This is a genomic window from Kordia sp. (assembly GCF_965224175.1).
In the GTDB taxonomy this organism is placed as follows: Bacteria; Bacteroidota; Bacteroidia; order Flavobacteriales; family Flavobacteriaceae; genus Kordia.
Genome location: NZ_OZ245041.1, coordinates 4,788,525 through 4,801,843, shown reverse-complemented (window position 1 = coordinate 4,801,843; position 13,319 = coordinate 4,788,525). Strand labels below are relative to the sequence as shown.

Below are 13,319 nucleotides of genomic sequence, written 5' to 3'. Positions count from 1 at the left end.
GCTTTGCTAAATGTCTTTGCAGTGTTACACTTCTATACAAACAAATGGCGTGCCAAACTTATTTTTCCTTCTAAAACCCATACTATAATTGATGTTTTCTTATCTACTAAACGAATACAATCAAAAAAATATCATATAACTATTTGGAAATTACATATTTAATTTAATATATTTATAATATCATTTTAATATCAATATAAAATATCACATTATGAAAGAAGAGAAAATTATAGTTCCCGCTAATGGTTATTTAATGCTATTCGTGTTTCTTGCCTTATTTTTTGGAAGCATTGCAGCAATGATCGGTTTAAGAAATCCAGCTTTTATCCCTGGAATTATCATTGCACTTGTCATTGCTTTTGGTTTCTTAATGGTAAATCCTAATAATTCTCGTGTACTTCTTTTATTTGGTAAGTATGTAGGAACGATAAAACAAAATGGTTTTTACTGGGTAAATCCTTTTTATACCAAGAAGAAAGTTTCCTTACGTGCAAGCAATTTTGACAGCGAACGTTTGAAGGTGAATGACAAACTTGGAAACCCAATCATGATAAGTACCATCTTAGTTTGGAAAGTAAGCAACACTTACAAAGCTGCTTTTGATGTGGATAATTACGAACACTTTGTACGTGTACAAACAGACGCGGCTGTGCGTAAATTAGCAAGCATGTATCCATATGATAATTTTGCCGATGAAGGTCATGATGAAGATATTACCTTACGCTCTAGTGTAAATGAAGTCAGTGAAGCTTTAGAAAAAGAATTAGAAGAACGCCTTGCCATTGCTGGAATTGAAGTGCTAGAAGCCAGAATTGGATATTTAGCATATGCACAAGAAATTGCGAGTGCCATGTTAAAAAGACAACAAGCAACAGCTATCATTGCTGCTAGACATAAAATTGTAGAAGGTGCTGTAAGCATGGTAGAAATGGCGCTTGACGAATTAAACAAGAAAGAATTATTGGTATTAGACGAAGAACGAAAAGCCGCGATGGTGAGTAACTTATTAGTAATTCTGTGTGGAGATAAAGAAGCTGCTCCAGTTGTAAATGCTGGAACGCTAAATCAATAAAATGAATACAAAACAAATTACTGCCATTGGCATTGGTGTTGCTGTCGGAATGAGTATAGGAACCACGATTGGCGCTGTTATTGGAAATGTTGCTATGGGAACACTAACTGGCTCTTTGATTGGAACCACCATTGGTGTCATCATAAGTTTAGTTATTTTTAAAGACGAAAAAGAAGAATGAATTTCAAAATATCGTTTATAAAATTTGACAGAACACACAGAATGAATTAATTATGTAAAAATGAAAACGTACTATTAAAAACACATAATAATCATGTATTCAAATAGACCAAGACTTAAAATTCCATTAGAAACCTTAGATATCATTTTAGAATTTATCACCTTAACAATTCTAGTTGTTTTGTGGTGTTATGCAATTATGGAATATACTTCAATGCCAGATATCATTCCTACGCATTTCAACTCCAAAGGAGAAGTTGATGGTACTGGAAGTAAAGGTACCATATGGCTTTTAATGGCTATTACAACTGTCATTACTATTGGTTTACATATATTGACTAAATATCCGCACATACACAACTATATGGTAGATATTACAGAAGAAAATGCGGCACACAATTACAAAATGAGTTGTCGCTTATTACGATTTGTGAATCTGTTTACTTTACTATTAATGAGTTTCATTGCGTATTCAGTAATAAGTTCTGCAATGGGAGAAAAAGCAGCTTCAGGAAATACATTTATGATAATTATGATTGCTTTTACGATTGTGATGCCAATTGTACTTATCGTATATGTAATAAAGAATCAGAAAGCAGCAACGTCAAAAAAATAATTATGGCAAAAAAGAAAGCCTTTGCATTACGAATCAATGAAGAGATGTTGAAAGCCATTGAGAAATGGGCTGCAGACGAGTTTCGTAGTACCAACGGACAAATAGAATGGATGTTGATGCAAAGTTTAAAAAACGCTAAAAGAGCACCTAAAAAGAAACCTGAAGATCATGAACAGTAAATAATTTGTATTAGGAAATATTTTATTTACACAAAGTCTATACTTCAATTGCAAAATCTACACTAATTTACCGCAGTTAACATTAATTAACACTCCAACCTGTTACGTTTTCGAAAAAAAGCTACTAATTGCATCGTTGAATGTAAATAAAAAATTATGCTAAGAAAAAATTTAGGAATCATTGCAGCCGCTTGTATTGCTTTGTCGAGCTGTAATTCTGGAAAAGTTGGAACCGATAATAACAAAGACATTGTTGCTTCTATTGATTTAGTCACAGTTGTTGATGATAAAGTAAAAGTAGAAATTGATCCAGGGAAATTTCAAACTGAAACAGCTACATTCAACATTCCAAAAACTGTTCCTGGAACCTATAGCGATGATAATTACGGAAAATATGTAGATGATTTTAAAGCCTACGATTATCAGGGAAACGAAATCGCTTCAACCAGAGTAGATCAAAACTCATGGCTAATCGCCAATGCAAAAAAGTTAGACAAAGTGTCGTATATGGTAAGTGATACATTCGATACTGAATATGATATTGATTCACCTGTATTTTCGCCTGCTGGATCAAATATTTTGAAAGATGAAAATTTTGTCCTGAATTTACACGCCTTTGTCGGTTACTTTAAAGGAAGCGAACAATATCCATATCAAATCAAAGTAAATTACCCAAAAACTTTAGAAGGTGTTACTTCACTTCCTAAAGTAGTTACGGAACAAGAAACATATAACACAGATACTTTTGGCGCCACGCGTTATGCAGAAGTTACCGATAATCCTATTATGTATTCAAAGCCAGATACTGTTGATTTTAAAGTAAACGACATGAATATTACGCTTAGTGTATATTCGCCAACAGGTGTATATTCTGCAGAAAGCTTAAAAGAAGGAATTGAAACCATGATCACGGCACAAAAGAAATTTTTAGGAAATGTTGATGCCACAAAACAATATACAATTTTACTGTACTTATCGAGTCTTGCTACGAGTGATGCAAAAGGGTTTGGAGCCTTAGAACACAATACCTCAACAGTTGTTGTTTTACCAGAGCAAATGCCTAAAGAAGCAATTCAAAATGCTTTAAAAGATGTGGTTTCGCATGAGTTTTTCCATATTGTTACGCCATTAACAGTACATTCTGAAGAAATTCATTATTTCGACTATAACAACCCAAAAATGTCACAACATTTATGGATGTATGAAGGTGTGACAGAATACTTTGCCAATTTGTTTCAAATAAATCAAGGATTAATTGATGAAGAAGCTTTTTACAAACGTATTAACGACAAAATAAAAAATTCGCGCTTATTATATAATGACGCAATTTCTTTTACAGAAATGAGCTCAAATATCTTGTCAGATGAATTTAAAGATGAATATGGTAATGTGTATGAAAAAGGTACATTAATTGCCATGATTGTCGATCTTACTATTCGTGCTGAAAGTAATGGGGAAACTGGAATTTTAGATTTAATGAAAAAGCTATCTGAAACTTACGGAATTGAAAAACCATTTAAAGATGCTGAACTTTTTGATAGAATTATAGAGTTTACGACTCCAGAATTACGCAGTGTGATTGATACATATATTGTTGGAAGTACGCCAATTCCTTACGGTGAGTTTTTAGAAAAAGTTGGACTCGAATTAGGAACTAAAGAAGTAGAAGTTGGTTATTTCTTAAACGGACAAGTTCCATATATCAGCGCTGATAAAGACACTGAAGAAATTTTTATCTTAGAAGAAGGCACTTTAAACTCGTTCATGACCGATTTAGGTATTCAAAATGGAGATGTTATTAATGAAATTAATGGTGTAAAATATACATTGAAAAACGTATATGACTTAATTGGAGCTTCAAGAACTTGGAATGTTGGTGATGCAATTACCGTAGTGATTAAGAGAAACGGAGAAACAAAAACGCTTACAGGAAAAGTGACAAAACCAACAGCAAAAGAAGTTGGAATTATTGTAAAAGATTTACCAGAAAATAGCAAAGAAGTACAATTGAGAAAAGCTTGGTTGAAAGGATAATTTCGATTTTACTCAATTACTGATTCTCTTAAATCCTTATACTAAAAAGAGAAATCAAAACTTTTTGAAACGTCATTGCAAGATTTTTTAAAATCATGACAATCTGCTTTTGAAAAAACAGATTGCTTCGTCATTCTTTCTTGCAATGACGTTTCTAATTACAATGAATCTTACATTTTTTATTTCTAAAGAATAATTTAAAATTCAACATTTTACATTTAGAATTTTATTTTTTTGGTATTTTGCAGGATAAACCATCCTAATTATGTTCAAAAAAGCCATTGCTTTCGTGCTGTTTTTTGTTTCTTTTTCTATGTTTTCACAACAACTTACGTTGAAACATCATGAAGGTAAAGAAACTACTTTTAATACTAAAGTTACTATAGATTCTATTGCATTCACTGGATTTCATTTAAAAATAAAAGTAAATGATTCATTCGCAACATTAGATAATATCAGTAACATCAATAAAAAATTTATTGCTGATGGTAATTTTAGTTTTAATGTAAAAAATTCAATTGCTACTATTTCTTTTAGTGGAGGAAATTTAATTACTATTGACAAAGCAACTACGCTATTTGAACTTACTACAACACCAAAAAGTGGATTTTCAGAAGTTATCTATGAACTCAGTGATGTTACATTCATGAATTATGATAGTATCAATCAAAATTACGATACTAAAAAGGAAAAAATAGAAAAAACAATCATTCACCCAAAACCATTTTTTAGCAGTGATAAGATTGTTTTTGGAATTTTAATGCTGATTCTCGGATTTGTATTTTTCACAGAGTCTAGCAAGAATTCTGGTTGGAAAAAATTCTATAAGTACGTTCCTGCATTACTTATTTGCTATTTACTTCCTGCAATTTTAAGTTCGCTTGGAATTATCTCTGATAAATATTCGGAAACATACATGATTGCGAGTCGCTTTTTATTACCGGCTGCGCTTATTTTGATGACCTTAAGTATCGATTTAAAAGGTGTATTCAATTTAGGTCCAAAAGCATTAATTATGTTTTTCACAGGAACTATCGGAATCATCATTGGTGGACCGTTGGCTATTTTATTAATCTCTTTTGTATATCCTGAAGCTGTTGGTGGCGTTGGTCCTGATGCCGTTTGGCGTGGACTTTCTACTTTAGCAGGAAGTTGGATTGGTGGCGGCGCAAACCAAGCTGCTATGTATGAAATTTATGAATACAGTCCTGATAAATATGGCGCCATGGTATTGGTTGATATTGTAGTAGCTAATTTATGGATGGCTATTTTATTATTAGGAATCGGGAAATCTCAAAAAATTGATAATTGGTTGAAAGCAGACAATTCTGCCATCGAGCGTTTAAAAGAAAAAGTTTCTTCTTTCGCAGACAAAATAAAGCGAAATCCAACGTTAACAGAACTTATGATTATTCTTGCTTTGGCATTTGGAGGAGTTTCTTTGGCACATTTTGGCGCAAGTAATATAACCGAGTACTTAACGAGTAATTTTGATGCTGTAAGCGATAAAGATGGTTCTTTATCATTTTTAGGTTCTTCGTTCTTCTGGATGATTACCATTGCAACTGCCTTTGGAATTATGTTATCGTATACAAAAGCTAAAAACTATGAAGGCGCTGGCGCAAGTAAGATTGGAAGTATCTTTATTTATGTATTAGTGGCTTCTATTGGTATGAAAATGGACTTAGGAAAAGTATTGGAAAACCCAGGATTGATCGCTATTGGATTGGTTTGGATGACATTTCATGCTGCTTTACTAATCTTAGTTGCTAAATTGATTCGCGCACCATTTTTCTTCCTCGCAGTAGGAAGTCAGGCAAATGTTGGTGGTGCCGCTTCTGCTCCAATTGTTGCTTCTGCTTTTCACCCTTCTTTGACTTCGGTTGGTGTATTGCTAGCGGTCTTTGGATATGTAGTTGGAACCTATGGAGCAATTTTGTGTACAATTTTGATGGAAATGGCTTCAAAAGTTTAACAAAATTACAGATATTTGCCCACTTTAAAATTCAATTTGATGTTCAAAAAATGTATTGCTATCCTAACTGTTTTAGGATTTATCGCTTGTGGAAAAGAAACGAAAGGTAATTTGACAATTACTGGAAATATAGATGGCTTGAAAGAAGGAACTTTGTTTCTACAAAAAATAAAAGATACAACCTTAATTACTTTAGATTCGTTAGTGATTAAAGGTGATGCTAATTTTACATTTGGTATTACAATTGAAGAACCAGAAGTATTGTATTTATACTTAGATAAAAAGGACTTCAACGAATTGAATGATCGTATTGAGTTTTTTGCTGAACCAGGCGAAATGACTATCAACACGACGCTCCGTAGATTTGTAAAAGACGTGAGAGTTTCAGGATCTGCTAATCATATAGAATTGAAAGCTTTTAAGAATTTCATGACCAAGTTTAACACCAAAGAGTTGATGTTATTACGAGAAGGTTTAGATGCTCAAAAAGAAGAAGACACGAAAAAAATTATGGAAATCAATGATCAGATTAATAATTATGCGAAAAGTCGTATGCGTTATATTCTGAATTATGCTTTTACAAACAATGATAAAGAGATAACTCCATATGTAGTTACCACTGAAACATACGATGCGAATTCTCGTTTTTTAGATACAATCTATAAGCAATTAAAACCTAGAATTGCGGAATCGAAATATGGTAAAAAGTTGAAAGAATTGGTAGCGAAGCGTAAAGCTGAAGAAAACAAATAGTACTTCGACTCCGCTCAGTACGCTTTACTTAATATAAAACACCAAAGCCCGACTTTATAGAAGTTGGGCTTTTTTGTTGGAATTATTTTCTCAAAGTATCATTCACTATTTTTAACACAACTCCAATAGCAACAACATGATCTCCTTCTAGAAGTTTGAATTCCATTTTTGCTGCTAGTTGTTGCTCAAAAAGATGTGGTGACAACATATAAATTTCTGTAACAACCATTTCTCCTGGATATACTATTTTTTTCGCTATAAAATCTTGTATTCCAGAAGTCGTTTGCTCTGAAAAAGGAAATTTTATTTGTGGTCTATATCCAGAATGCACAGCCGTTTTTCTTCCGCCTTCTTCAGTAGTTTTATATGTGACTTTCGCTATAATATCTGGTGCAATAACTTGTGTTTCCATTAAAACTTTTTGACTCTATTTTCAATCATCTTCTGGACGTTTGTGGTTTTCAAAGAAACTCGGATGAAATGTTGCAGTACTGCTTTCCTTCATAATTTTTTCAGCGAAAGCTTTAGGATCAAAGTCATCATCTCTATTTAATATGTTAAGAATCACTTTTTCTACTTCTGCTGCTGTCATTTTTAAATTTGAAGTATCAATGCCTGCAATTTCTAAAAGTCCTATATAACCATACATTCCTACTTCGATTGTCCAGCCTTTCCATAGGTTTGCCAATTTTTCTTTGAAACCTCCATGTACATAATTGACGATCATCTTTTTTTGATCACAATCAATGATGACTGCATTGTACGCATCTTTTTCTACTCTTTTTGACAAATCAATCGTTGCTCTTTGGTCTATGGCGGGCAAAATCTCTGGTCCGATAAAAATAAACTCTTCTACATCATAATCATATGAGCATTTTACATATTTTTTTCCATCCTTGATGTAGATGATTATAGAAGTTTCCTTGTCGTCAACTTCTTCATTGATAAAGTCATCAAGCGTAACATCATATTCATAATCGTACTCTTGTTCTACCGTATACTTTACGTTCATTTTCTCTTCAATATCATACATTTCACGTTCAGCATAATATACGTTCCAACCATTCCATTGGTGTCGCAATAATTCTAAATAGCGTTTTCTTACAGAAGTGTATTCCAAATCATTTCCTTCCCAAAAAAGTAATTCTTTCGTGTCTTTGTCTATGTACACACAAGATTCTATCCATGGTTCACTTGTTAAGTATTCTCTTTTTTCAAATCCTTCTATAAAGTCAATAAACTTTTGAGGTCCAAGTAGTAGATCATTCGCAACTTCTATAGATCGCCAATGCGTATAATAAATTTGAGTGTGTTCTTTTGTTTTAATAACGTAATTGCCGCGTTGTCCCATAGTTTTTATGACAAATTATTTGCTTCTGAGTTCACTACTTCGAGGTAAATCTGTAAAGCAAACCTCTGAGTATTTAAATCTTTATTATCGAGTAAAAATACAAATTACCTCATCAATTTATAATTATAAAGCTTTAAAAAACGCGTAGTTATACGTTGAAAGATTCTTCAAAAAAGCGGTATTTTTAAAATCATATAAATCTAAAACTAATATACCATGAGTACTGCCCAAATTCCTCCAGGATGGAAAGGCGGATTTGCACAATCAAATCCTGCATTTGCCTATCCTACTCCAGATTTGTCTTCTTTGCCAATGTTAGACAATATGGATAATATTGATTTATTACAACGCCAGCAAGGTGTAAAATGGCCTGAATTTAGCTGGCAAACGATTCCAGGAAATGAAGCGTCAAGATGTTTTCAAATGTTTTCACCTTATATTTCCAGACTTGGGTATACCGGTAAAGGACGTGTATATTCTATTATTTGTCCGCAACAAGGCGCTTGTTCTCCAACATTTGGTTGTATGAATGTAGAAGTTACAGTAACAGGACAACGCGGTTGGGTTGATGAAACTACCAAAACTTTTTATGCAGACATGACAGTTGAAGGTACAATTTGGTTTAGTCCAAGCGCACATCAAAAAGAATGGGTTAAAAAAGCATGGGAGATTTTTAATAAGTTCGGATTAAAATTTCCAACATCTAAAGCAAATGCTATTAAAGTAAAAACACATAAATTTCAAGATCCAAGTCAGCCTATATTTCCTGTTAGTCAAGGAGAAACGGCTCGTTTTAAAAGTCCTCCATTTGCGAGACATGAAGATGAAGCTTGGAATGTAGGACATATTGACGTAGAAATTGGCGGAATTGAGCAAACGGACAACGACATCGTTAATAAATTTAATGCAATTGTCATGGATGCTTTTAATGTTGCTTCTGGAAATATGTTAAAGCAAGGAAACACCTTAACATGGAATGTATGGTTTACGCCACCTACTTTAGTAGATAGAGAAGAATGGCGCACACATGCAGAACGCTGGAGAAAATCTATTGATGAAGATCATGGAAGTCCTACAGGACCAGGAACGAAACCAAGATATTTTGATGGAAAACCTTTTGTAGCTTCTGATGCTTTTGATGTAGAGATGAAAAGCGTAATGAAAGGCGAAGTGCAAACTTTGGAAAAAACCGAAGCAAATAAAATAGAAAGTTTCTTAAAAGAACATTTTAAAGACGAATTGTAGCCAAAATATATTAAAAACAAAAAGAGATAATTTTTGTAAATCATCTCTTTTTTTATAGTATATGTGCTTTCAGTTTTACTTAGCACCATCTTTAAATTCTACTCTGGCTTTTCCTGTCAATTCACTATCTAAATACAATTCGCTTCCTTGACGTAATGGAATCATGGTTGCTTTTCCAGCTTCTAAATCGCGTGTTTGAAATACTTCTCCTCGATATTGCACACGAATAGAAAATTTGTTTTTTCCAAGGTTCTTAATCACAGCAATACTGTTTCCGTCTTTATAAGGATTAATTGCGGCATCTTGTCCAAGACCTTTTCCTGTGATACACATTCCTTGTGAAGGCTTCAATTCAAAAATTGTTTTGTCTTTTTGCGCATAAGAATGTACTGAGAAAAGTATCGCAAATAGTAAAATATATTTTTTCATTATTGAATTTATTTAGATTATTATTTTCTGACTGTAAGATACAACATATTTAAAAGGTTTTAAAAAAAGTTACTTTACAGATCACATAACTCCGATAAGTATATTAAAATTACCGTTGAATTGTTTCTATTTTGGGAATTCATGAATTCTTTTGAATGTTCTCATTACTAAACTATCTGAATTTAAAAGTTTTAATGTAATGCTGTTTTCTTCAAACTGAATATTCCAAAAACTATGACTTTTTTCTTCATTATATGGTATGAGTTGTACTTCTGGTTTGTGTCCGTGTACATTGTAAATACCGCGAATTCTAGTTTTCCCCGTTTGTATTAGAAAACGTTTGTCCCATCCTAAGTAAAAAGATGCATTTGCTATTTTTGAACTATCGAAATAATCTCCTTTTCCCACTGCGTTTTCAAGTTTCCATAAACCTAATAATTGATCTCCATAAGTTGTGGGAAGTGTTTCTATTCTTTTTAAATGAACCGTAAGTGCTTGCCCTTCTTCTTCTCTACTCCAAGTCATGATATTTTCATGGATCGTTATTTTGAATGGATCATTGGAGTCTTTCAATCCGTTGGAATTGACAATTGATAATTCTTTGGTAGTTTCATTCAAATTCCATGTTCCTATAGAATGTTGAAACCAACCATTTCCTGATTCTTGTGTAAAATTTGAATGAAATCGTACCCAACGTGCATTTGGTGTCATTTCGTTTTCACCAGCAGTAACAGTAGTAACTTGCCAAAGTCCTTGTACAGATGGTTTAGGTTTGCTTTCGCAACTCGTCAGTAAAACAAAGCCTAATAGAAGTAAGAAGTAGGTTTTCATTTTTTGGTGTTTAATTGGTTATAATGTCTAAATATTTCTTCTGAAAATAGATTTATTCGTTTGTATCGCACCAAGAATTACACCAAAATTTATTTTACGTTGTTTATTTCTAATGTTTGTAAGTTCCAGTCATACTTAGTTTGTTTTTACAACTCCAATCATCACTCCAAAATTTCCATCTTCTTGCTTATAATTCTTTGAAGGTAAATAGGTTCTAGAGACAAACCCATCAAGATATAAGGCGTTTTTGCAACCATTTTCTTTGAAAAAACTAGCAAAGTCATAGAAATTAATTCTTTCTTTACTCATCGCAAATAATAAATTTCCATTTGGCAACACGCCTACTCCATTTCGAATGTGCACACTTTTAGATCCTTTGGTGAATTTATTGTGTAACTTTCCATCAATCACCAACATTGGTCCAGATTGTGTCGCATATTTGACATTTTTTGTGCTTTTAAATGCTTTTGTCGTACAAATTACTGGATTGTTCTCTTTGTTGATATAAAAGACTCCATTAGGCTGTAAATAAAAATTACCATAAGCTTTTTCTCTGGTCACCAATGAAGATACTATTTTTTCATTTTCAATGTATAAACCCAACGGCGATTGATCTTTTTTGTACATACCGCCATTCATTGCGAAGACTAATTTTTTGTTTTCTTTTTGAAGTTGTGTTTTTAAGTTTTTAGCATTTCCATAGATTTGACCTTGCGCGTTTTTCCAATAAAAATCTACTTGCTCTTTTTTTGGATTGACTTCAAAAGCTACTATTCTAGGCGTATCACGTTGTTCTTTTGACTCTTCTTTAGCACAGAAACTTAAAAAGAATACGAGTAATATCAAGCGAGAGCTAAAAAATAGTTTTTTTAAAATCATACATTCTTTTTTAAAGAATATGAAAGATAAGGAAATTTTAGGTTTTGCTTTTCAACTGTGCTCAATGTGACAAGTTTTGAGGTAAGGAAGTTCTAAAATCAACAACCGTTAATTTTTAACGCTGAAGTTTCAGAGTACTTCTCGATACAACGAATCGGAGATTCGCCACTCGAAGTGACGTGTGATTAATGTGTTAATTTGAAAATGTAGCGATGTGCCAATTACTTTTTTAAAACAATCAGATACAAAAGAAATATTCGTGAATTCTTGATAAAAACTAGCTATTCTAAACGTTTTATATTTAAAATTTAGAATGCAACGTTTATAATTTCAAATCAATTAGTACCAGCGTTTTTTCTTCTTTTTAGAAGCTTCCGATTTACGTCCTTTTTTGTATTTGCTACCTTTCTTTTTGTGAACTTGTGGTTTTGCCTTTGGATCTAACGGATATGGATGTTCTTCTTCTACATGAATTGCTGTATTGATGAGTTGTTGAATATCTTTGATGTATTCTTTTTCATCTGCTGAACAGAAAGATAATGCCATTCCTGAAGCGCCTGCTCTTGCAGTTCTTCCTATTCTATGCACATAGGTTTCTGATACATTTGGAATGTCAAAGTTAATAACTACATCTACATTTTTGATATCTATTCCTCGTGCAGCAACATCTGTTGCAATAAAGACTCTTGCTTCTCCCTTTTTGAATGTATTTAGTGCTTCTTGTCGTAAACTTTGCGCTTTGTCTCCATGAATACTAACAGCTGTATAGTTATTTCTTAGCAACGTTTTTTCGAGCTTATCTACACCATATTTAGTTCGCCTGAAAATGATGACACTTCCTTTGATGTTATTTCTGAGTAAATGTAAACACAGTTCAATCTTTTTTGGTTTTGGCACATAATACAATACCTGATTTACTCCTTTTGCCGCTGATGAGGTTGGCGAAACTTCTACATATTCTGGTGCTTTTAAAATAGCGTTTGCTAAATGCTCTACTTTGTAAGGCATTGTTGCCGAAAACAATAAAATTTGCTTTCCATCAGGACATAAACGTTCTATTTTTTTGACATCATCGATGAATCCCATATCTAACATTAAATCGGCTTCATCTAGTACTAAGGTTTCTATATAGTCTAAATTGACAACATCTTGTTTGTGCAAATCTAGCAATCGTCCTGGCGTAGCGACTAAAATGTCTACACCTTTTTTTAGCATGTCTTTTTGTGGTTCTATCGAAGCACCACCAAAAATAACGCCTGTTCGTAAGTTTGTATATGTACTATAGGTTTTGAAGTTTTCTTCAATTTGAATGGCTAATTCCCGCGTAGGACAAACGATGAGCGCTTTTATTTTTTTTCCTTTTTTGGGCGCATCTTGCTTGTCAAATAACAATTGCAGAATAGGCAATGCATATGCAGCTGTTTTTCCTGTTCCCGTTTGTGCAGAGACAATGATATCTTTTTTGTGTAATATCACCGGAATAGCACGTTCTTGAACTAAAGTTGGTTCTGAGTAGCCTTTTTCAAATAAAGCGCGTACGATAGGTTTATTGAGTTTTAGTTCTTTGAAGTTCATGCAGCTAAAGTTTTTTAAAAACAATTTTGCACAAAGATACAGGAAGCTTCGTTTTATGCTGCTATATTTTAAAAAAACTATGGTTCTGAAATACACGATCGTTGTATTCGCCTTTTTTAAGGTTCTCATTAAACTTTAAAAAATATAATCTCCTTAGTGTAAAATGGTTATCGCTATCCAGAATTTTATTTTGATAGTAC

General features: G+C 32.8%; 14 protein-coding genes. 8 read left to right on the top strand and 6 right to left on the bottom strand.

Annotated elements, in window-relative coordinates; all coding sequences use genetic code 11:
* Nucleotides 1-211 precede the first annotated feature (211 nt).
* The 7 genes from ACOQOS_RS20810 (at nt 212) to ACOQOS_RS20780 (ending at nt 6,809) form a co-directional block, all read left to right on the top strand.
* Complete coding sequence (locus ACOQOS_RS20810) at nt 212-1,072, top strand: SPFH domain-containing protein (RefSeq protein WP_420572399.1); 861 nt, start codon at nt 212-214, stop codon at nt 1,070-1,072.
* A 1-nt stretch (nt 1,073) separates the two neighbouring features.
* The gene (locus tag ACOQOS_RS20805) at nt 1,074-1,253 is read left to right on the top strand and encodes a hypothetical protein (RefSeq protein WP_420572398.1); all 180 of its coding nucleotides are present in this window, start codon (nt 1,074-1,076) and stop codon (nt 1,251-1,253) included.
* Between the two features lie 93 nt (nt 1,254-1,346).
* Entirely contained in the window at nt 1,347-1,868 is a 522-nt protein-coding gene (locus tag ACOQOS_RS20800) for a DUF1648 domain-containing protein (RefSeq protein WP_420572397.1), read from the top strand.
* A 2-nt stretch (nt 1,869-1,870) separates the two neighbouring features.
* Nucleotides 1,871-2,047, top strand: coding sequence for an Arc family DNA-binding protein (locus ACOQOS_RS20795; protein ID WP_420572396.1), 177 nt, complete (start codon nt 1,871-1,873; stop codon nt 2,045-2,047).
* Between the two features lie 156 nt (nt 2,048-2,203).
* Nucleotides 2,204-4,081, top strand: a complete 1,878-nt coding sequence (locus ACOQOS_RS20790) for a peptidase M61 (RefSeq protein ID WP_420572395.1) — start codon at nt 2,204-2,206, stop codon at nt 4,079-4,081.
* Between the two features lie 709 nt (nt 4,082-4,790).
* Nucleotides 4,791-6,056 carry a DUF819 domain-containing protein gene (locus tag ACOQOS_RS20785; RefSeq protein WP_420575170.1) on the top strand — a complete coding sequence of 422 codons (1,266 nt, stop codon included), beginning with the start codon at nt 4,791-4,793 and terminating at the stop codon, nt 6,054-6,056.
* 39 nt (nt 6,057-6,095) lie between these two features.
* Nucleotides 6,096-6,809 (top strand): DUF4369 domain-containing protein, encoded by a 714-nt coding sequence (locus ACOQOS_RS20780; protein WP_420572394.1) that lies wholly within the window; start codon nt 6,096-6,098, stop codon nt 6,807-6,809.
* Nucleotides 6,810-6,891: 82 nt separating this feature from the next.
* Here the strand turns inward: ACOQOS_RS20780 and ACOQOS_RS20775 are convergent, their stop codons facing one another.
* Both ACOQOS_RS20775 and ACOQOS_RS20770 read right to left on the bottom strand, forming a co-directional pair.
* A complete protein-coding gene (locus tag ACOQOS_RS20775; protein WP_420572393.1) occupies nt 6,892-7,221 on the bottom strand; it encodes a hypothetical protein in 330 nt (109 codons plus the stop codon).
* A 21-nt stretch (nt 7,222-7,242) separates the two neighbouring features.
* Nucleotides 7,243-8,160 (bottom strand): hypothetical protein, encoded by a 918-nt coding sequence (locus ACOQOS_RS20770; protein ID WP_420572392.1) that lies wholly within the window; start codon nt 8,158-8,160, stop codon nt 7,243-7,245.
* A 216-nt stretch (nt 8,161-8,376) separates the two neighbouring features.
* On the opposite strand from ACOQOS_RS20770, the gene ACOQOS_RS20765 reads away from it, so the two are divergent.
* Nucleotides 8,377-9,405: a hypothetical protein gene (locus tag ACOQOS_RS20765; RefSeq protein ID WP_420572391.1), complete on the top strand. Its 1,029-nt coding sequence runs from the start codon at nt 8,377-8,379 to the stop codon at nt 9,403-9,405.
* Nucleotides 9,406-9,480: 75 nt separating this feature from the next.
* Here the strand turns inward: ACOQOS_RS20765 and ACOQOS_RS20760 are convergent, their stop codons facing one another.
* The 4 genes from ACOQOS_RS20760 to ACOQOS_RS20745 form a co-directional block, all read right to left on the bottom strand.
* Nucleotides 9,481-9,834 carry a hypothetical protein gene (locus ACOQOS_RS20760; RefSeq protein ID WP_420572390.1) on the bottom strand — a complete coding sequence of 118 codons (354 nt, stop codon included), beginning with the start codon at nt 9,832-9,834 and terminating at the stop codon, nt 9,481-9,483.
* Nucleotides 9,835-9,960: 126 nt separating this feature from the next.
* Complete coding sequence (locus ACOQOS_RS20755) at nt 9,961-10,665, bottom strand: hypothetical protein (RefSeq protein ID WP_420572389.1); 705 nt, start codon at nt 10,663-10,665, stop codon at nt 9,961-9,963.
* Nucleotides 10,666-10,800: 135 nt separating this feature from the next.
* A complete protein-coding gene (locus tag ACOQOS_RS20750) occupies nt 10,801-11,544 on the bottom strand; it encodes a phosphodiester glycosidase family protein (RefSeq protein WP_420572388.1) in 744 nt (247 codons plus the stop codon).
* Between the two features lie 339 nt (nt 11,545-11,883).
* Complete coding sequence (locus tag ACOQOS_RS20745) at nt 11,884-13,119, bottom strand: DEAD/DEAH box helicase (RefSeq protein ID WP_420572387.1); 1,236 nt, start codon at nt 13,117-13,119, stop codon at nt 11,884-11,886.
* Nucleotides 13,120-13,319 lie beyond the last annotated feature (200 nt).